This is a genomic window from Microvirgula sp. AG722, assembly GCF_003269145.1.
Lineage (GTDB): Bacteria > Pseudomonadota > Gammaproteobacteria > Burkholderiales > Aquaspirillaceae > Microvirgula > Microvirgula aerodenitrificans.
The window spans coordinates 609,439-628,867 of the sequence record NZ_QLTJ01000001.1; the positions used below are offsets into that span (position 1 = coordinate 609,439).

Sequence of the window (19,429 nt, forward strand, 5' to 3'; positions counted from 1 at the left end):
CGCCACCGGGCACGCCCTGTACTGAAGCGGGCGATCAGCGCAGGAGGGCTGAACATGTCCGAAACGACCGTTGTCATCCACGTCGATGCCGAGAAGCAGACAATCCCCGCGCTGCGCTGTTGCTGGACAGTTTGATCGCCGAGACCACCCGCCGAAGGAACGCGGGAATTTGTCATTCATCCAGGCTGCATACTGATTTATGGCGTCGTTGATGCCCAAATACGGGTATTGCGCATCCTGCATACGGCCAGGCGATGGCCTTCTCCTTGACTCACCCCCACCGATACGATGCCCCGACATGCCGCGCCGGCAGCCGGTCGCCGTCACCGAACAGCTTGTGGCGCAGGCTGCCTTCGGCATACGCGGTCTTGAAGCGGCCGCGCTGCTGCAGTTCGGGGATTACCAGTTCGATAAAGTCCTCGTAGCTTTCCGGCGTCACCGTCCGCGTCAGGTTGATGCCGTCGATACCGGTTTCCTCCAGCCAGGATTCCAGTTCGTCGGCCACGCTGGCCGCATCGCCGACCAGGGTCGGATAACGGCTGCCGAGGCGGAAGCGTTCCAGCAGCTTGCGTCTGGTCAGCGCGCTGGCCTGCGCGGTCTGCGCAGCCGACTCGATGGCGTTGCTGTTGCCGTAGTCGATCGGATCGTCGAGCCCGTAGCGGGCGAAGTCGACCCCGGTGCTGCTGGCGAAGTGGGCCAGCCCGGCCTCGGCGCTGGCGTACTGCCAGTACTCGTCGAATTTCTGCTGTGCCTCGTGCGCGGTCCTGCCGACCACCACCGACACCCCGATGAAGATTTTCAGGTCCTCGGCACGGCGGCCGGCACGGACGGCCTGCGCGCGCAGGCTGTCGACCAGCTTGCGCGTCCCCGCCTTGTCGGTCGCGGCGATAAAGATGCCTTCGGCGTGACGGGCGGAGAAGCGCTGGCCGCGGTCGGACGCGCCGGCCTGGAACAGTACCGGCGTGCGTTGCCGCGACGGTTCGGACAGGTGATAGCCATCGAGCCGGTAGAACGGTCCCTCGTGCCGGACGCGATGCACCCGGGCCGGATCGGCATAGATCCGCGCCGCCTTGTCGCGGCGCACCGCGCCGTCCTCCCAGCTGCCCTCCCACAGCTTGTACAGCAGTTCGAGGTAGTCGTCGGCACGCTCGTAGCGCTGGTCGTGTGCATCCATGGCCGGCAGGCCCATCGCCCGTGCGCCGCTGTCCAGATAACCGGTGACGATATTCCAGCCGGCGCGGCCGCCGGTCAGGTGGTCGAGCGTGGACATGCGGCGAGCGAACAGATACGGCGGTTCGTAGCTCAGGTTGGCGGTCACGCCAAAACCCAGGTGCTGCGTCACGGCGGCCATCGCCGGCACCAGCAGCAGCGGATCGTTGACCGGCAGCTGGATCGACTCCTTCAGCGTCAGGTCGACCGACTGCTGGTACACGTCGTAGACACCGATGATGTCGGCGATAAACAGGCCGTCAAACAGCCCGCGCTCCAGCGTGGCCGCCAGCCGGGTCCAGTAGCCCAGCGTATTGAAATCGACCGAGTCATCGCGCGGATGCGTCCACAGCCCGTGATTGATATGCCCCACGCAGTTCATGTTGAACGCGTTGATCAGCAACTGTTTCTTGCTCATTACAGGGCTCCGTGACGCGGCGGACGCGCGCCGTTCAGGTGGAAGTTGCCGACGGCGTGGAATTTCCAGCGCACCGGATCGTGCAGCGTGTGGGTGCGGGCGTTGCGCCAGAAGCGGTCGTAGTTGTGCTCGCCGAAAGTCGCCGCGGTGCCGGACAGCTCGAACAGGCGGTTGCCGGCCTTCAGCGCAATTTCGGTGCTGAGCACGCGCGCCTCGGCCACCGCCACCGACGCTTCGGCCACGCTGTCGTCGCTGGCCTGCGCCTGGGCCGCATCGACGAAGCGGCCGCCGCGCCGCAGCAGTGCCTCGGCCGCATGCAGGCGCACGGCCAGGTCGCCGACCTGGACGATGGCCAGCGGATCGTCACTGGCACGATCGACACCGGCGTCGATCCATGGCCGGGCGCGGGTGCGGACAAAGTCCAGCGTCGCCGCCCATGCGCCGCGCGCCGTGCCGGTATCGATGGCGGCATGCAGCAACTGGGCGAACGGCCCGATCGGCGTCGGCCGGGTGAACGATGCCGAGAACGGCACCACCCAGTCGGCCTCGACCCGCACCTGCTCGAAAGCCACCGAGCCGCTGCCGGTCACGCGCTGGCCGATACCGTCCCAGTCGTCGACGATGGTCACGCCATCCGCCTCGCGCGGCACGAAGGCCAGGTACTGGGTGTCGTCGTCGGCGACCACCAGGGTCGGAATCCAGTGCGCGTACAGCGCCCCGGTGCAATAGAACTTCCGTCCGTCGACGCGGAAGCCGTCACCGTCGGCGATCAGCCGGGTGCGGCGGCGGAAATCCTTGTGGCCGATTTCGGCCAGTGCATTGCCGAAACGGTAGCCGGCCAGCGCCTGCTGATAGAAAAAGCGCTTCTGCGCCTCACTGCCGCCGACGCGCAGCACTTCCAGCGCGTAGTAATGGTTCTGCGGAATCTGCGCCAGCGAGCCGTCGGCGGCGGACAGGGTGGCCACCACCTCGGCCAGCGTCACGCTGGAGACACCGGCGCCGCCGTATTCGCGCGGCACGGTAATGCCCCACAACCCGCTGCGGGAAAAGCGTTCGAGTTCGTTCCACGGCAGCAGCCGGTCACGGTCGCGATCGGATGCGCCGACGGCGAAAACGCTGGCCAGTTCGATGGCGACTGCCACCGCCTCGGCATCGTCGCGAATCCGTTGCGCGGGTGTCAGCGGGGCCGGAGCCGGCTGCAGCGACGTCTGGAGGGATGCAGTGTGTGTCATGTCGTGAGCCCTCGCCTTAGTTCCATTGATGACGGGCAGGCAGTGCCCGGTTCAGGTAGTAATTGCCGACCAGGTGGTATTTCCAGCGCACCGGGTCGTGCAGCGTGTGAGTGCGGGCGTTGCGCCAGTGCCGGTCGAGGTTGTGCGTGCTGCGCGACGCGGCCGAGCCGGCCAGCTCGAACAGCTTTTCACTGGCGGCCAGCGCGATTTCGGTGGTCAGGATCTTGGCTTCGGCCACGGCGACCGAGGCGCGGGCGCTGCTGTCGGCCGTCACCGGGCCGGCCGCGATCCGGTCCAGGGTTTCGCCGGCATCGGCCAGCAGCGCCTCGGCCGCATGCAGGTCGATGGTCAGCCGGCCGACGTCATGAATCAGGTGCGGGTCGTCGCTGGCGCGCGCCACACTGGCATCCACCCACGGCCGCGAATGCTCGCGCACGAAGGTTTTGGCATCCTCCAGCGCCGCATGGGCAATGCCGGCGTCGATGGCGGCCTGGATCAGTTGCGACACCGGCCCGGTCAGGCCCGGCCGGTCGGCCAGCTGCCAGGCCGGCAGCACCAGCTCGTCGTCGATGGCCACGCCATCGAACACCACGGTGCCGCTGGCGGTGGTGCGCTGGCCGAAGGCCGACCAGTCGTCGATCACGCTGACGCCGGCGCGTTCGCGCGGCACCAGCACCAGAATCGGCCGGTCGTCGTCGTCCAGCGCCCGGGTCGGAATCCAGTGCGCGAACAGCGCCCCGGTCGAATAGGCGCGCGTCCCGCTGAGCCGCAAACCGAGCGGGGTCCGGCTCAGGCGCGTGGTCTGGACCGCGATGGTCCGGGTGCCGCGCTCCGGCCCGGCATTGCCGAGCCGCTTGCCGGCCAGCACGTCGGCGTAGATCCGCCGCTTCTGCGCGTCGCTGGCCAGCTCGGCCACCACGGCGAGTACGCCGAACTGGTTCTGCGGGATCTGGCCCAGTGCCGGATCGGCGGCGCACAGGATGCGGAACACCTCGGCCAGCGTCACATGCGACACCGCAGCCCCGCCGTATTCGCGCGGCACGGTGATGCCGCCCAGCCCGCTGGCCGAGTAGCGGTCGAGTTCGTCCCACGGCAGCCGGCGGTGACGGTCGCGATCGGAGGCGCCATCGGCGAAGACGGCGGCCAGCGCGCGGGCGACCTCGATCGCCTCGGCATCGCTGGTGATGCGGTGGACGCCGGCGGGATCCGGCACGGTCGGCAGTCGGGTCGAGACGACGCCGGGAACGGGGGGATGAAGCGGTACGGACATGGGAATTCCTCGGGCGCCACCGTGACGACGGCGCAGGATGTCAGGGAAGGAAAGAAGTCGTTACAGCCGATGATTCAGCCGCCGGGCCCAGAAGTCGCCGCTGGCCTGGACCAGGCAGACCAGGGCGACCAGACCGGCCAGCACCGAGAACATCACCTCGCTGTCGAAGCGCTGGTAGCCGTAGCGGATGGCCAGATCGCCGAGTCCGCCGGCGCCGACCGCACCAGCCATGGCCGATGAGCCGATCATCGCCACCAGCGTGATGGTCAGGCCGCTGACGATGCCGGGCAGGGCCTCCGGCAGCAGCACATGGCGGATCACGTGCAGGCGCTTGCCGCCCATCGCCTGCACGGCCTCGATCAGGCCGCGGTCGACCTCGCGCAGGCTGACTTCGGCAATGCGGGCGAAGAACGGAATGCCGGCCACCGACAGCGGCACCGCCGCCGCCCACACGCCGATGGTGGTGCCGACCACCAGCCGGGTGAACGGCAGCAGCACCACCAGCAGGATGATGAACGGGACGGAACGGAACACATTGACCACGGTGCCGATCACCCGGTTCAGCCCCCGGGACGGGTACAGGTCGCCGGGGCCGGTGGTCACCAGCACCAGTGCCAGCACAATGCCGAGCACGCCGGACACCAGTGCCGACACCCCGACCATCTGCAGGGTCTGCCAGAAAGCTTCCAGATAGAGTTCAAGCATGATTCAGGTATCCGAGAACGCGCACGCGCTCCGCGCCGAGCCCGAGGCTCGCGGCCAGTGCCGACGCCGGTGAGGACAGGCCGGCCGGGTCCAGCGCCAGCACCAGCCGGCCCAGTGGCCGGCCCTGGATGCGTTCGATCCCGCCGTGCAGCAGCCGGACCCGCCGGCCGAGGGCGGCGGCGACGCGAGCCAGGTCAGGATCGTCGCCGCTGGCGCCATCCAGCCGGACATCGAGCAGCAGATCGTCATCGACGGCGGACGGCGTGGCAGTGATGCGATCGCGCAGGTCATCCGGCAGGTCGTGCGCCAGCGGACGCAGCAGGGCGTCGGTGGCCTCAGCCTGCGGCGCGCCGAAGACGCGCCACACAGGCCCCAGCTCGACCACCCGGCCCTTTTCCAGCACCGCGACCCGGTCGCACACCTCGCGGATGACTTCCATTTCGTGGGTGATCAGCACCACGGTCAGCCCGAGCCGGCGGTTGATGTCGCGCAGCAGGGCCAGGATCGAGTGGGTGGTTTCCGGATCAAGCGCCGAGGTCGCCTCGTCGCACAGCAGGATGTCCGGGTCGTGGACCAGCGCGCGGGCAATGCCGACCCGCTGTTTCTGCCCGCCGGACAGCGTGGCCGGGTAGGCATCGCGCCTGGCGCTGAGGCCGACCAGTTCCAGCAGGCTGTCGACCCGCGCCGCGATATCGCGCTTCGGCACGCCGGCGATACGCAGCGGCAGGCCGATGTTCTCGGCCACTGTGCCGGACGACAGCAGATTGAAATGCTGGAAGATCATGCCGATGCGCCGACGTGCCTGCGCCAGTGCATCCTCGCCCAGCGTGGCCAGGTCGACGCCATTGACCAGCACCCGGCCGGACGTCGGCCGTTCCAGCTGGTTGATGGTCCGCACCAGCGTCGACTTGCCGGCACCGCTGCGGCCGATGATGCCGAAGATTTCGCCGGCATGAATGGTGAAGTCGATATCGTGCAGCGCGTCGACCGCACCGGCCGGCGTATCGAAGCGGCGGCCGACATGCTCGAACGCCACCCGTGCCGTCGAGGCGGCTTCGGCCTGTGCCGGCTGCAGCAGCGCATGCAGGTCCGGCGGCAGATCGGTCAGCGAAGTCATGACGTCTCCCTTACCAGGCCGGTACGTACAGCTTGCCGAACACCTGATCCAGCGACGCGCGCACGGCCTTCGAGTGCTGGTAGATGTCGATGAACTTGCGGATGCGCGGGTTGTTCGCATCCTTCGGCTGCACCACGAACTGCAGTGCGTACAGCTTGTTGTCGATGCCGTCGAACAGCAGTGCATTGTCCGGATTGCGGCCGGCAAGCTTCAGGAAGATCGGGTAGCCCTGGGCCAGGTCGACATCGTCGAGCGAGCGTGCCAGCTGGGTCGCTTCCAGCGCGATGATTTTCAGCTTCTTCGGATTGCTGACGATGTCCTGCACGCTGGCGTTGTAGCTGACGCCGGGCTTCAGCCGGATCAGGCCGGACTTCTGCAGCATCAGCAGCCCGCGGCCGCCGTTGACCGGGTCGCTGGCAATCGCCACCGTGCCGCCGGTCGGGATCTGGCTGAACGATTTGTACTTGTTCGAGTACAGCCCGATCTGGGTCAGCGTGCCCGGGGCGATGGCGACCAGCCGGTAGCCGCCCTGTTTCTTCGCGTTTTCCAGGAACGGGATGTGCTGGAAGTAGTTGACGTCGATATCACCGTTGGCGAGTGCGGCATTCGGGGTATTCCAGTCGTTGAACTCGACCAGTTCGACCTCAAGCCCCTGTGCTTTGGCCTCGCGCGCTGCAATCCGCAGCGATTCGACCTGCGGCGTCGGCGTCACGCCGAGCCGGATCGGCGCGTCTTTCGCCTGTCCCGCCAGTGGCAGCATCAGGGTCAGCGCCAGTACGGCGCCCAGCCACGTCCGCGTCGGCGCGGCCCGGTTTCCTGCAGTTCTGCTGTTCATGTAGCGACTCCCGCAAAGGCCTGTTCAGGGCCTGGCATCAGGTTGTCCGCCGGGTTTTCCGCCGGGTTCGCTATCGATGAAAGCAAGTTTTTTTATGTTTTTAAATACTGTTAGTCGGCTTGTTAATTTCTTTTGGTTATAAAAATACCGATGCAAATCGTTATATCGATAAAAGACCGTCGTCCTGAGCGCGCGCGGCGTGCATGGTAGACTCGCCAACCCAGTCTCCGTTGCCGTCAGCCGCCCCGCCATGCCCGATAGATCCGCCCGCCTGTCCGCCCTGCTTGCCGAACGCATCCTGATTCTCGACGGCGGCATGGGCACCATGATCCAGCGCCACCAGCTGGAGGAAGCCGACTATCGTGGCGAGCGCTTTGCCGACTGGCCCAGCGACGTAAAAGGCAACAACGACCTGCTGGTGCTGACGCGCCCGGACGTGATCGGCGGCATTCACCAGGCCTATCTCGATGCCGGCGCCGACATTATCGAGACCAACACTTTCAATGCGACGTCGATCGCCATGGCCGATTACGGCATGGAAGCGCTGGTCCACGAGATGAACCGCAGTGCGGCAGCGCTGGTACGCGGGCTGTGCGATGCCGAAACGGCACGCAATCCGGCCAGACCGCGCTTTGTCGCCGGCGTGCTCGGCCCGACCAACCGCACCTGCAGCATCAGCCCGGACGTCAACGATCCCGGCTACCGCAATGTGAGTTTCGACGAGCTGGTGGTGGCCTACACCGAGGCCATCGATGGCCTGGTGGCCGGCGGCGCCGACCTGCTGCTGGTCGAAACCATCTTCGATACGCTGAATGCCAAGGCGGCGGTGTTCGCCATCCGCCGCTATTTCGACGCCCGCCCGACGCTCGAACGGCTGCCGGTAATGATCTCCGGCACCATTACCGACCAGAGCGGCCGCACACTGACCGGCCAGACCACCGAGGCGTTCTACAACAGCCTGCGCCACGCCAGCCCGCTGAGCATGGGCCTGAACTGTGCGCTGGGCCCGGACCTGCTGCGGCCGTATGTCGAGGAGCTGTCGCGGATCAACGAAAGCTTCGTGTCGGTCCATGCGAACGCCGGTCTGCCGAATGCGTTCGGCGGCTACGATCTGGAACCGTCCGACATGGCGACGTCGGTGCGCGAATGGGCCGAGTCCGGACTGATCAATATCGTCGGCGGCTGTTGCGGCACCACCCCGGACCACATTGCCGCCATGGCGCGCGCGGTCGACGGCCTGCCGCCGCGGCAGCGGCCCGTCATCGAGCCGAAATGCCGGCTGTCCGGTCTGGAACCGTTCAATATCGGCGACCGCGACCTGTTCGTGAACGTGGGCGAACGCACCAACGTCACCGGCTCCAGGGCCTTTGCCCGGCTGATCCTGGCCGGCGACTACCCGACGGCGCTCGATGTGGCGCGCCAGCAGGTAGCAAACGGCGCCCAGGTCATCGACATCAATATGGATGAGGGCATGCTTGATGCGCATGCCGCCATGGTCCGCTTCCTGAACCTGATCGCCGCCGAGCCGGACATCGCCCGCGTGCCGATCATGATCGACTCGTCGAAGTGGGACGTGATCGAGGCCGGGCTGAAGTGCATCCAGGGCAAGGGCATCGTCAACTCGATCTCGATGAAGGAAGGCCGCGACAAGTTCGTCGAGCAGGCACGCCTGCTGCGCGCCTATGGCGCAGCCGTCATCGTCATGGCCTTCGACGAGAGCGGTCAGGCCGACACCTATGCGCGCAAGGTCGAGATCTGCGCCGAAAGTTACCGCATCCTGGTCGACGAGGTCGGTTTCCCGGCCGAGGACATCATCTTCGACCCGAACGTGTTCGCCGTTGCCACCGGCATCGAGGAACACGCGCGCTACGGTCTCGATTTCATCGAGGCCACCGGCTGGATCAAGCAGAACCTGCCGCATGCCAAGATTTCCGGCGGCGTGTCCAATGTGTCGTTCTCGTTCCGTGGCAACAACAAGGTGCGCGAGGCGATCCACGCCGTGTTCCTGTACCACGCCATCCAGCGCGGCATGACCATGGGTATCGTCAATGCCGGGGCGCTGGAGGTCTACGACGAAGTCGACCCGGCCCTGCGCGAACGCATCGAGGATGTGGTGCTGATGCGCACGCCGAAGGACGGCGGCGATGCAACCGAACACCTGATCACCCTGGCGGAGAAATTCCGGGGCGACGCGAAGGAAGCCAGGGGCGAGGACCTGAGCTGGCGTGAATGGCCGGTCGCCAAACGACTGGAGCACGCGCTGGTCAAGGGCATCACCACCTTTATTGTCGAGGATACCGAACAGGTCCGGCTGACCTGCGAGCGCCCGATCCATGTGATCGAGGGCCCGCTGATGGACGGCATGAACGTGGTCGGCGACCTGTTCGGCGCCGGCAAGATGTTCCTGCCGCAGGTGGTGAAGTCGGCCCGGGTCATGAAGGCCGCAGTCGCCCACCTCGAACCGTTCATCGAAGAAGAAAAGATCCGCATGGGGCTGGCCGACGCGCCGGCCAAGGGCGTGATCATCATGGCCACGGTCAAGGGCGACGTCCACGATATCGGCAAGAACATCGTCGGCGTGGTCCTGCGCTGCAACAACTATCAGGTCATCGACCTCGGCGTGATGGTGCCGTGCCAGAAGATTCTCGACGCCGCCATCGAACACAGGGCCGACATCATCGGCCTGTCCGGCCTGATTACGCCGTCGCTGGAGGAAATGAGCCACGTCGCCAGGGAAATGCAGCGCCAGGGTTTCAGCCTGCCGCTGCTGATCGGCGGCGCGACCACGTCCAAGGTGCATACGGCGGTGAAGATCGCCCCGCACTACGCGCATCCGGTCATCTACGTCGCCGACGCCAGCCGCGCGGTCGGCGTGTGCTCGAACCTGCTGTCGGACACGCTGTGCGAACCGTTCGTGGCCGAAATCGCCGCCGAATATCAGCGCGCCCGCGACGGCCACGCCAACCGCCGCGAAGGCCGGCTGGCCTCGATCGCCGCCGCGCGCGCCAACGACTACAAGCTCGATCTCGCCCACTACACGCCGCCGAAACCGGCCTGGCTCGGCGTGCGCGAATTCCGCCACTATCCGCTGGCGGAGATCGCCGGCCATATCGACTGGACGCCGTTCTTCCAGAGCTGGGAGCTGGCCGGCCGTTATCCGCGCATTCTCAGTGACGAGATCGTCGGTGAATCGGCACGCGCGCTGTTCGCCGATGCCCAGGCGATGCTGAAGGAGATCATCGCCGGCGACTGGCTGACCGCCAATGCCGTGATCGGCCTGTTCCCGGCCAACCGCGTCGACCACGACGATATCGCGCTGTATCACCCGGACACGGGCGAACGGCTGCTGACCTGGCACGGACTGCGCCAGCAGATGCCGCGCAACGACGTGAAACCGAACTGGTGCCTGTCCGACTTCGTCGCCGACAAGGCCAGCGGCGTCACCGACTATGTCGGCGCGTTTGCCGTGACCGCCGGCCTGGGCATCGACGAGCACGTGCGCCGTTTCGAGGAAGCCGGCGACGACTACTCGGCCATTCTGCTGAAGGCGCTGGCCGACCGCTTTGCCGAAGCGTTCGCCGAGCTGATGCACGAGCGGGTGCGCCGCGAGTTCTGGGGCTATGCCGCCGACGAACAGTTGAGCAATGAAGCGCTGATCGACGAGCAGTACCGCGGCATCCGCCCGGCGCCGGGCTATCCGGCCTGCCCGGACCATACGGTCAAGACCGCGCTGTTCGACCTGCTCGATGCACGCGCCATCGGCATGGACCTGACCGATGGCTATGCAATGACGCCGGCGGCAGCGGTCAGCGGCTTCTATCTGAGTCATCCGGACAGCCAGTATTTCGGCGTCGGCAAGCTCGGGCGTGATCAGGTGGAAAGTTATGCCGCCCGCCGCGGCGTCACGCTGCAGCAGGCCGAACGCGACCTGGCGCCGAACCTCGGCTACGACCCGGAGTAAGGGACCGGCGGGGCAGCGACGATCACGTTCTTGCTGAAACGCACCGTCTCCGTCCCCTCGTTCCGGTAGCTGTAGTCGATGTCGGAATGAAAGGTCAGCGACTGGCCGGCCGCCAGTCGCCAGACCCGCTCGCCCTGCTGCAGCACCAGCTCGCCATCGGTCACCCATACCATTTCGTGGCTGCCCGGCGCATCGGCCTCGGCGTCATAGCGATCGCCCGGCGCCACCCGCCAGACCCACAGTTCGACCGTCTGCCCGTTGTGGGTCAGGCTCTCCATCAGGATGCCCTTGCTGTCTGGCAGGGCGCCCTGCCAGACCTGCAGCGGCGCGGCCCGTGGCGGACCCTCGCCGTCCGCCGGCCGCACCAGCTCGGCAAAGCTCAGGCCGAGTGCGGCCGCCAGCCGGTCCAGCGTTGCCAGGCTGACATTGCTGTCGCCGGTCTCGATGCCGACCAGCATGCGCCGGCTGACGCTGGCGGCACCAGCCAGCCGCTCCTGGCTCCAGCCGCGCAGACGGCGGGCATGGCGAACATTGCGGGACACATTGGCGAGCACGGAGTCGGTATTCATCGGCCGGATTGTGCAATATATTGCGCCGCAGAACAAATGCGCAGTATATTGCCCAGTCCTGTTGTCAGACAAACGCCCACTACCGATGACCGCCTCCAGCCCGGCCGCTCCGCTGGCCCCGCCCCGCTCCCTGCTGCCCGATGCCACCCTGGTCGGCATCACCCTGCTGTGGGGCGGCACCTTCCTGACCGTGCAGACCGCACTGCAATGGTCCGGCCCGTTCGGTTTTGTTGCCCTGCGCTTCGGTGTCGCCGGGCTGGTGGCGCTGCTGCTGTCATGGCGGCTGCTCGGCGGGCTGACCCGCATCGAGCTGCGTTCCGGCATCCTGATCGGCAGCGTGCTGTTCCTCAGCTACAGCCTGCAGACCTCGGGGCTGAGCAGCATCACCAGCAGCAAATCCGCCTTTCTGACCGCGCTGTACGTGCCATTGGTACCGCTGATGCAATGGCTGCTGTTCAAGCGCTATCCGAGCCGCTGGTCCTGGGCCGGCATCGTCATCGCCTTCACCGGTCTGGCGCTGCTGTCCGATCCGAGCGGGCTCGATTTCGGTTTCGGACCGGGCGAATGGCTGACCCTGGCTGGCGCCGCCGTCATCGCGTTCGAGATCTGCCTGATCAGCCGTTATGCGAACGCCTGCGAACCGCGCCGGGTGGCGACGGTGCAGCTGCTGGTGGTGTCGCTGCTGGCGACCACCGGCATGCTGGTGTCCGGCGAACCGCTGCCGCAGCCGCATCCGGGCCTGATTGCCTGCGTCGCCGGCATCGGGCTGGCCACCGCGCTGATCCAGGTGGCGATGAACTGGGCGCAGAAGACCGTGCCGGCCACCCGCGCCACCATCATCTATGCAATGGAACCGGTCTGGGCCGGCTGGATCGGCTGGCTGGCCGGCGAGACGCTGACACCGCTGGTGATCACCGGGGCGGCACTGGTGGTGGTCAGCGTGCTGATCAGCCAGTGGGGCGAGCGGCAGGCCCAGTGAACGGGATCCGGGCTATAGTCAGGATTATTCCATCCGACTAACGGAAACCGCCATGCATGCAGTCAGCCCCAAACTCGTCCCGTGGCTTGCCGATCTGAACCAGCGCAACGCCGCGCTGATCGCCAATGGCTATCTGCCGACCGCAATCAGTGCGCGTGAAGGACTGGCCGGGATGACCTTCCTGCAGGTCCAGCCCGGCCCGCCGCTGGCCTGGGTCAATGACGAGCTGATTCCCGGTCCGGGCTACACCGTGCCGGTGCGCATCTATCACCCGGCACCGACCGAGGAACGCGCCGTGATCGTGTTCCTGCATGGCGGCGGCCATATGGCCGGTGGTGTCAGCGTCTACGATCCGGTCTGCCGCCGGCTGGCCGCCGCAACCGGCCAGGTGGTGGTCTCGGCCGAGTACCGGCTCGCGCCGGAAAACCCGTACCCGGCCGGCCTGAACGACGGCCACACCGTGGCGCGTGGCGTCTGGGCGGCACTGGAACGGCGCCAGCTGCCGTACCGGCACGAGCTGACCCTGATCGGCGACTCGGGCGGCGGCGCGCTGTGCGCCAGCATCAGCACACTGGCGCAGTTCGATCCGGCACTGCGCATCAGCAATCAGGTACTGATCTATCCGAGCCTGGACTACACGCTGAGCCTGCCGTCGATACAGGAAAATGCCGAGGGATACCTGCTGCACAGCAGCCGGGTCAGCTGGTATTTCGACAACTATTTCCAGCACAGCGAGAACCGCCGCGACGCCTCGCCACTGCACGCGCCATTTATCGAGCGCCTGCCGCGCACGCTGATCGTCAGCGCCGGCTTCGACCCGCTGCGCGACGAAGCCATCGCCTACCAGGCGCGGCTGCAACAGGCCGGCATTGTCTGCGAACGGCTGCACTTCGACGACATGGTGCATGCGTTCCTGAACCTGGAGAACCTGGTCGCCGATGAATGCGCCGCCGTCTACCGGCGCATTGCCGGCTTCCTGCAGGGCGACTGAGCCCGCTCAGCCCTCGCGCACGGTCAGCCACACCCGCATGTCGAATTCCAGCTGGTGGTAGTCAGGCTCCATATGGCAGCACAGCTGGTAGAAGGCCTTGTTGTGGTCCTTCTCCTTCATGTGCGCCAGCTCGTGCACGACAATCATCTGCAGAAAGGCCGCTGGCGCATCACGAAACAGCGCGGCAATGCGGATTTCGTGCTTGGCCTTCAGCTTGCCGCCCTGGGTGCGCGACACGAAGGTATGGGTGCCCAGCGTGCCGCGCATCGGGTGCTGCTGGCTGTCGAACTGGACCCGGGACAGCAGCGGCGCATTGCGCATATGGCGCTGGCGCAGCGCATCGACGTACTGGTACAGCGCCTTGTCGGTCTGCACCGCATGCCGGTCGGGGTGACGCTGCTCGATCCAGGCGCGCAGCTTGCCGCCATCACGCAGGTCGCGCACGCGCTCAAGCAGGGCCGGTGCATAGCCGGCCAGGTAGGGAAGATCGGACATGGCGCGGATTGTACGGGCCGGTGACCGGTGTGTCTTGAGCATGCGCAGGCAAGGACCCGCCCGGCGCGGGGCCCGTGCTTACGACGGAAGTCCGGGGGGCCATGGGCTGGAGCCGGGGGCGTTCGCCGGGATTTCGCCTTCGATCGTCATGCCGGACAGCCGGTAGCCGACCTGCAGTTCGGTAAGCAGGAATTCTGGCTGGGAGAGATCGTTTTCAAGCTTTTGCCGCAGCTGCATCATGTAAACGCGGAGGTAGTGGGGACGGTTGGTATACGGCGCGCCCCAGGTGTCGCGCAGAAGCTGCTTGTGGGTCAGCACTTTGCCATGCCCGCGTATCAGCGACGTCAGCAAGCGGAACTCGATGGGCGTCAGATGCACCGGTTTGCCATCGCGAATCACTTCATGAGTGGCGAGATCGACCGCGACATTGCCGAACCGGATGCGCGACGAGGCCACATCGGTATTGGACACGACCTGCGAACGGCGCAACAGCGCGCGAATCCGCGCGACCAGCTCCGGCACGCCAAACGGTTTGACAAGATAGTCGTCCGCACCGACATTGAGCGCCTCTACCTTTTCGTCTTCGCGCTCCCGGGCCGAAAGCACGAGGATGGGAGAAAAAACCCAGTTCCTCAACTCGCGGATCAGGTCCTTTCCATCCCCGTCCGGAAGGCCAAGGTCCACGATGATCAGATCGGGCCTGCGCGTCACGGCGTCCATCCGGGCCTGCGCCCCCGAGGGCACCTCGAAAACGCTCATTCCTTCCTGCTCCAGCGCAATCCGGACAAAGCGCCGGATATTCGCTTCGTCCTCGACAATCAGTATCTTCGGCTTGCTCATGCATTGACCTCATCGCTGTCGACCGCGGGCGGAATGCGCAACGGCAGGCGGATTTCGAAAGTGACGCCATGCGGCTTGCGCGGCTTTGCGCTGATGCTGCCCCCATGCGCAGCGATGATCGTGCGGCACAGCCCAAGGCCCAGGCCGACGCCGGCGATGGAAGACTCTTTCTGCCCGCGGGTAAAAGACTCGAACAGCCGCTCGGGATCACCGGCCGGCAGTCCGGGGCCATCGTCGGAGACCAGCAGGTACATCGAGTCGCCGGAAGACAGGCCCCGGATCCTGATCGTGCTGTCTGGCGGCGTGTACTTTGCGGCATTGTCCAGAAGGTTGGCGAGCACGCGCTCCATGAGTACGGCATCGAGCTCCACCAGCGGCAGGTCGGGCGGCAGGTCGGTCACCAGCGTCCGGGGCTGCAGCGCCGTGGTGCATCGTGCCAGCGCACAGCCCACGATCTCGCTGAGCGCATGCCATTCCCTGTGCAGTCTGACCCCTTCGCTCTGTATGCGCGCAAGATCCAGCAGATTGGAGACCAGCCGTCGCAACTCGTCCGACTCGATGCGGATGGATCTGGCGATGTCCGTTCGTTCGGACTCCGCCAGTCCCCCCGGATGTTCCAGGGTCTCGGCCAGCCCGCGAATCGCGGTGAGGGGGGTCTTGAGGTCATGTGAAACGGCGGACAGCAGCGTGTTTCGCATCTTCTCGCCCTCCATGCGGACGATGGTGTCCTGGGCAATGTCAACGAAGTGGATGCGCTCCAGCGCCTGGGCGATGGCAAAACAGCAGGCATCCAGCAGCCGCCTGCTGTCGGGCGTGCCCGACAACAGCGTGTCACCGGGTTCCACGGCGAGCACGCCCCGCGGCGCCATCGGCCCTTCCAGCGGCAGATACAGCGCCAGTGCGCCATTCAGTGTCTGCGTACCGTGTCCGGCCTCCTCGGCGTGATCGAATGCCCACTGGGCGACCGACAGCTCGACGAAGTCCGCATGACGGGTCGCGACGAGCTGGCCGTCGCTGTCGGGCAGGATCAGGACCACCTGCGTCCCGAAAAGCGGCTCGACCGTCTCCCGGCAAACCTCCACGACCTGCTCGACCGCGATGGCGCCGGCAAGGTCACGCGTCACGCGCACCAGTGCCGAAGCGCGCCGTTCGCCTTCCCGCGCCCCCTTCGCCTCCCGCTGCAGCCTGGCAGCAAGCTGGCCGATGATGATCGCCACCGCCAGCATCAGTCCGAGAGTGAATACGTACTGCGTGTCGGTAACGGCAAAAGAGAAGCGGGGCTCGACAAAGAAGAAGTCGAAAAATGCGACCGACAGCAGGGAGACCCATACCCCGGCAAGACGCCCCAGCCGCAGGGAGGTGAACACCACCGTGATCAGAAACAGCATGACCACGTTCGAGAGATCGAAAAACCGCAGCAGCTGACTGGCGACCGCCACGATCAGGATGCAGGCCAGCGTCGCAATCGACAGCGCCTTGACATGCCCTGCCGGCTTTTCCAGCTCCCAGCGCCGGATCGGCCGCTGCGCCGCGTCGATGCGCAGCAGAACCAGGCCCATCTCGGGGTTGGTTCGGGCGATGCGTTCCGCCAGCCGCGACTGAAACGGCAGGAAAGACCGCGCCGCCGTATTGCCCATGATGAGCTTGGTCGCGTTGCGCTGTCTGGCGTAGCTCAGGATCGCATGCGCCACATCCTGTCCCGCGATATTCACGAAATCGGCGCCGGCATGCTGCGCACAGGCTGCCAGACGCAGCAGTGCGGCCTGTGCCTTGGGGTCGCCGCTCTCATGGGGCGGGTCCACATGCAGAACGACCCATTGGGTCTGAAGCTGCTGGGCAAGCCTTGCCCCTTCCCGGATCAGCGCTTCCTGGGCGCTGTCGGCGCTCACGCACACCATCAGCAGTTCCCGGGTAGGCCAGACTGTGCGGATCGCATGCGAGATCCGGTACACCCGGACATCCGCGTTGACCCGGTCCGCCACGCGGCGCAGGGCGAGCTCGCGCAGGGCAATCAGATTGCCGCGACGGAAAAAATGCTGACGCGCCTGCATGGCGGAGGGCGGCAGATACACCTTCCCGGCACTCAGGCGCGCCAGGAGGTCGTCCGGGGGAAGATCGACCAGCACCACGTCTGCGGCGCGGTCGAAAATCCGGTCGGGCACGGTTTCCCGGACCCGTATGCCCACGATCCCGCCGACAACGTCGTTCAGGCTGTCGAGGTGCTGCACGTTCAAGGCCGTGTAGACGTCAATGCCCGCGTCCAGCAGCTCCTCGACATCCTGCCAGCGTTTGGCGTGGCGACTGCCGGCCAGGTTGGAGTGGGCGAGTTCGTCGACCACCAGCAACTGATAGCCGGCCGTCAGCGCACCGTCCAGATCGAATTCCGTCGCCAGCCGGCCATTCGTCTGAATCTCCCGCCGCGGCAGCATGGGGAGGCCTTGCGTGAGTGCCAGCGTCTCCTCCCGCCCGTGCGTCTCAACGATGCCGATCGCCACCGCCGTGCCTTCGGCCCGGAGCTGGTGCGCAGCCTGGAGCATGGCGTATGTCTTGCCCACCCCCGCGCAGGCGCCGAAGAAGATCTTCAGCTGGCCTCGACGAGGACGGTGCGGGTCGTCGCCAATGACCTGCAGGAGTGCGTCGGGGTCCGGGCGGTCCTCGGTCATCATCTATTCCGTTTTCCTTTCCGCAGGGTTCATGCCGCTATCGCACCGGGATCAGAAGAAGGGCGTCAGCATGAGGTCGATCAGCTTGATGCCGATAAACGGCGCAATCAGTCCGCCCAGGCCATAGATGAGCAGGTTCCGCGTCAGCAGGCGGCTTGCCGGCTCCGCCCGGTACTTCACGCCACGCAGGGCGAGGGGAATCAGCACGACGATGATCAGGGCATTGAAGATCACCGCGGACAGGATCGCCGAGCCCGGGCTGTGCAGATGCATGATGTTCAACGCCCCCAGCGCCGGATAGGTGGCGACAAACGCGGCAGGGATGATGGCAAAGTACTTGGCGAGATCGTTGGCGACACTGAAGGTCGTCAGCGCACCGCGCGTCATGATCATTTGCTTGCCGACTTCGACGACACGCAGCAGCTTGGTAGGATTGCTGTCGAGGTCCACCATGTTGCCGGCTTCCTTGGCAGCCTGGGTGCCGCTGTTCATGGCGACGGCGACATCCGCTTGCGCCAGCGCTGGCGCATCATTGGTACCGTCACCCGTCATGGCGACCAGCCGGCCTTCCTCCTGGTACTTGCGGATCAGCCGCAGCTTGTCCTCGGGTGTGGCCTCCGCCAGGTAGTCGTCGACCCCTGCCTCGGCGGCAATGGCCGCCGCGGTGAGCTTGTTGTCACCCGTGATCATCACCGTCCTGATGCCCATGGCACGCAGTTCGGCGAAGCGCTCCTTGATGCCGCCCTTGACGATGTCCTTCAGTTCAACGATGCCCAGCACCTTGCTGCCGTCCGAGACGACCAGGGGGGTGCTGCCACGTCTGGCAACCTCATCGACAAGCTTGGCGAGCTCCGGCGGGAAGATGCCGCCCAGCGATTCGACATGAGTGCGGATCGCGCTCGCCGCTCCCTTGCGGATCTGGTGATCGTCGATATTGATGCCGCTCATGCGGGTATGGGCGCTGAAGGCAATCGTTTCCGCCCCCTGCACTTCACGGCCGCGCAGATTGAATTTCTGCTTGGCCAGGATAACGATGGAGCGGCCCTCAGGCGTCTCGTCGGCCAGTGAGGCAAGCTGCGCGGCATCGGCCAGCGCCTGTTCGGTCACGCCGGGCGCCGGGATAAAAGCCGAGGCCTCGCGATTGCCGAGCGTGATGGTGCCCGTCTTGTCGAGCAGCAGCACGTCGACGTCACCAGCCGCCTCGATCGCGCGGCCGGACGTGGCGAGCACGTTCGCCTTCATCATGCGGCTCATGCCGGCGACACCGACCGCCGACAGCAGGGCGCCGATGGTGGTCGGAATGAGGCAGATGAGCAAGGCGATCAGCACCGTGATGGTCACCGGAGACCCCGCGCCGTTGACGATCGCGCCGAAGCTGGAAAACGGCAGGAGCGTCACGCAGACCAGCAGAAAGATCAGGGTCAGGGCGACAAGCAGGATGTTGAGCGCGATCTCGTTGGGCGTCTTGCCCCGCTTGGCGCCTTCGACCATGGCGATCATGCGGTCGAGGAAGGCTTCGCCCGGTCTGGCCGTGACCCGCATGACGATCCAGTCGGACAGCACGCGGGTGCCGCCCGTGACCGAGCAGAAATCGCCGCCGGACTCGCGAATGACCGGCGCCGATTCGCCAGTGATCGCCGACTCGTCGACCGATGCCGCCCCCTGCAGCACTTCACCGTCGGCGGGGATGATCTCGCCCGCCTCGACGCGCACAAAGGCGCCAACGGCCAGTTCATCACTGGGTACCGGCCAGGACTGGCTGTCGCGCCGGGGCTCCTTGAGCACCTGGGCGACCACCCGCTTGCGGGTGGAACGCAATGCGTCGGCCTGGGCTTTGCCGCGCCCTTCGGCCAGCGCTTCGGCGGCGTTGGCGAACAGCACCGTAAACCAGAGCCAGGCGGCGATGGCGAAGATGAACCCCGCCGGCGCCTCCCCGTCGCCGCCCAGCGCCTGAATGCCGAGCAGCGTGGTCACGATGCTGCCGAGATAGACGACAAACATCACCGGGTTTCTGAGCTGCACGCGCGGCGACAGCTTGCAGAACGCCTCGCCGATCACCGCAACCCGGGAGACGGGCCTGAAAGTGCTGCCCGTGAATTCGCCTTGCGGCAAGCTTGTATCTGTGGAGGACATGCTGACACCCCT

General features: G+C 66.2%; 14 protein-coding genes. 3 read left to right on the plus strand and 11 right to left on the minus strand.

Going from position 1 to position 19,429, the window contains the following annotated elements:
- Nucleotides 1-271: 271 nt before the first annotated feature.
- The 6 genes from DFO50_RS02905 to DFO50_RS02930 are packed head-to-tail and all read right to left on the minus strand — an operon-like array spanning nt 272 to nt 6,786.
- Nucleotides 272-1,627 carry an LLM class flavin-dependent oxidoreductase gene (locus DFO50_RS02905; RefSeq protein ID WP_112691994.1) on the minus strand — a complete coding sequence of 452 codons (1,356 nt, stop codon included), beginning with the start codon at nt 1,625-1,627 and terminating at the stop codon, nt 272-274.
- On the minus strand, nt 1,627-2,859 hold the full coding sequence (locus DFO50_RS02910) for an SfnB family sulfur acquisition oxidoreductase (RefSeq protein ID WP_112691995.1): 1,233 nt from the start codon (nt 2,857-2,859) through the stop codon (nt 1,627-1,629). The genes DFO50_RS02905 and DFO50_RS02910 overlap by 1 nt, the downstream gene beginning before the upstream one ends.
- Before the next feature lie 16 nt (nt 2,860-2,875).
- Nucleotides 2,876-4,129, minus strand: a complete 1,254-nt coding sequence (locus tag DFO50_RS02915; protein ID WP_112691996.1) for an SfnB family sulfur acquisition oxidoreductase — start codon at nt 4,127-4,129, stop codon at nt 2,876-2,878.
- A 60-nt stretch (nt 4,130-4,189) separates the two neighbouring features.
- Nucleotides 4,190-4,834 carry a methionine ABC transporter permease gene (locus DFO50_RS02920; RefSeq protein WP_107888925.1) on the minus strand — a complete coding sequence of 215 codons (645 nt, stop codon included), beginning with the start codon at nt 4,832-4,834 and terminating at the stop codon, nt 4,190-4,192.
- Complete coding sequence (locus DFO50_RS02925) at nt 4,827-5,951, minus strand: methionine ABC transporter ATP-binding protein (RefSeq protein WP_051528723.1); 1,125 nt, start codon at nt 5,949-5,951, stop codon at nt 4,827-4,829. The genes DFO50_RS02920 and DFO50_RS02925 overlap by 8 nt, the downstream gene beginning before the upstream one ends.
- Nucleotides 5,952-5,961: 10 nt before the next feature.
- Nucleotides 5,962-6,786, minus strand: coding sequence for a MetQ/NlpA family ABC transporter substrate-binding protein (locus DFO50_RS02930; protein WP_028498626.1), 825 nt, complete (start codon nt 6,784-6,786; stop codon nt 5,962-5,964).
- Nucleotides 6,787-7,036: 250 nt separating this feature from the next.
- Between DFO50_RS02930 and metH the strand changes: the two genes are divergently transcribed.
- The gene (gene metH, locus DFO50_RS02935; protein WP_112691997.1) at nt 7,037-10,747 is read left to right on the plus strand and encodes a methionine synthase; all 3,711 of its coding nucleotides are present in this window, start codon (nt 7,037-7,039) and stop codon (nt 10,745-10,747) included.
- On the opposite strand, the gene DFO50_RS02940 is transcribed toward metH, so the two are convergent.
- On the minus strand, nt 10,732-11,316 hold the full coding sequence (locus DFO50_RS02940) for a helix-turn-helix domain-containing protein (protein ID WP_036385490.1): 585 nt from the start codon (nt 11,314-11,316) through the stop codon (nt 10,732-10,734). The genes metH and DFO50_RS02940 overlap by 16 nt on opposite strands.
- 85 nt (nt 11,317-11,401) lie before the next feature.
- Here DFO50_RS02940 and DFO50_RS02945 point away from each other — a divergent pair, with 85 nt between their 5' ends.
- Complete coding sequence (locus DFO50_RS02945; RefSeq protein ID WP_112691998.1) at nt 11,402-12,295, plus strand: DMT family transporter; 894 nt, start codon at nt 11,402-11,404, stop codon at nt 12,293-12,295.
- Between the two features lie 52 nt (nt 12,296-12,347).
- Nucleotides 12,348-13,286 (plus strand): alpha/beta hydrolase, encoded by a 939-nt coding sequence (locus DFO50_RS02950; protein WP_028498630.1) that lies wholly within the window; start codon nt 12,348-12,350, stop codon nt 13,284-13,286.
- A gap of 6 nt (nt 13,287-13,292) precedes the next feature.
- Here the strand turns inward: DFO50_RS02950 and DFO50_RS02955 are convergent, their stop codons facing one another.
- The 4 genes from DFO50_RS02955 to kdpB all read right to left on the minus strand — a co-directional run bounded on the left by DFO50_RS02955 (nt 13,293) and on the right by kdpB (nt 19,417).
- Nucleotides 13,293-13,781 carry a M48 family metallopeptidase gene (locus DFO50_RS02955; protein ID WP_028498631.1) on the minus strand — a complete coding sequence of 163 codons (489 nt, stop codon included), beginning with the start codon at nt 13,779-13,781 and terminating at the stop codon, nt 13,293-13,295.
- Nucleotides 13,782-13,859: 78 nt separating this feature from the next.
- Complete coding sequence (locus tag DFO50_RS02960) at nt 13,860-14,621, minus strand: response regulator (RefSeq protein ID WP_112691999.1); 762 nt, start codon at nt 14,619-14,621, stop codon at nt 13,860-13,862.
- Nucleotides 14,618-17,287 carry a sensor histidine kinase KdpD gene (locus DFO50_RS02965; RefSeq protein WP_028498632.1) on the minus strand — a complete coding sequence of 890 codons (2,670 nt, stop codon included), beginning with the start codon at nt 17,285-17,287 and terminating at the stop codon, nt 14,618-14,620. Before DFO50_RS02965 ends, DFO50_RS02960 begins: the two co-directional genes overlap by 4 nt.
- Nucleotides 17,288-17,335: 48 nt before the next feature.
- Nucleotides 17,336-19,417, minus strand: coding sequence for a potassium-transporting ATPase subunit KdpB (kdpB, locus tag DFO50_RS02970; RefSeq protein WP_112692000.1), 2,082 nt, complete (start codon nt 19,415-19,417; stop codon nt 17,336-17,338).
- Between the last annotated feature and the right edge of the window lie 12 nt (nt 19,418-19,429).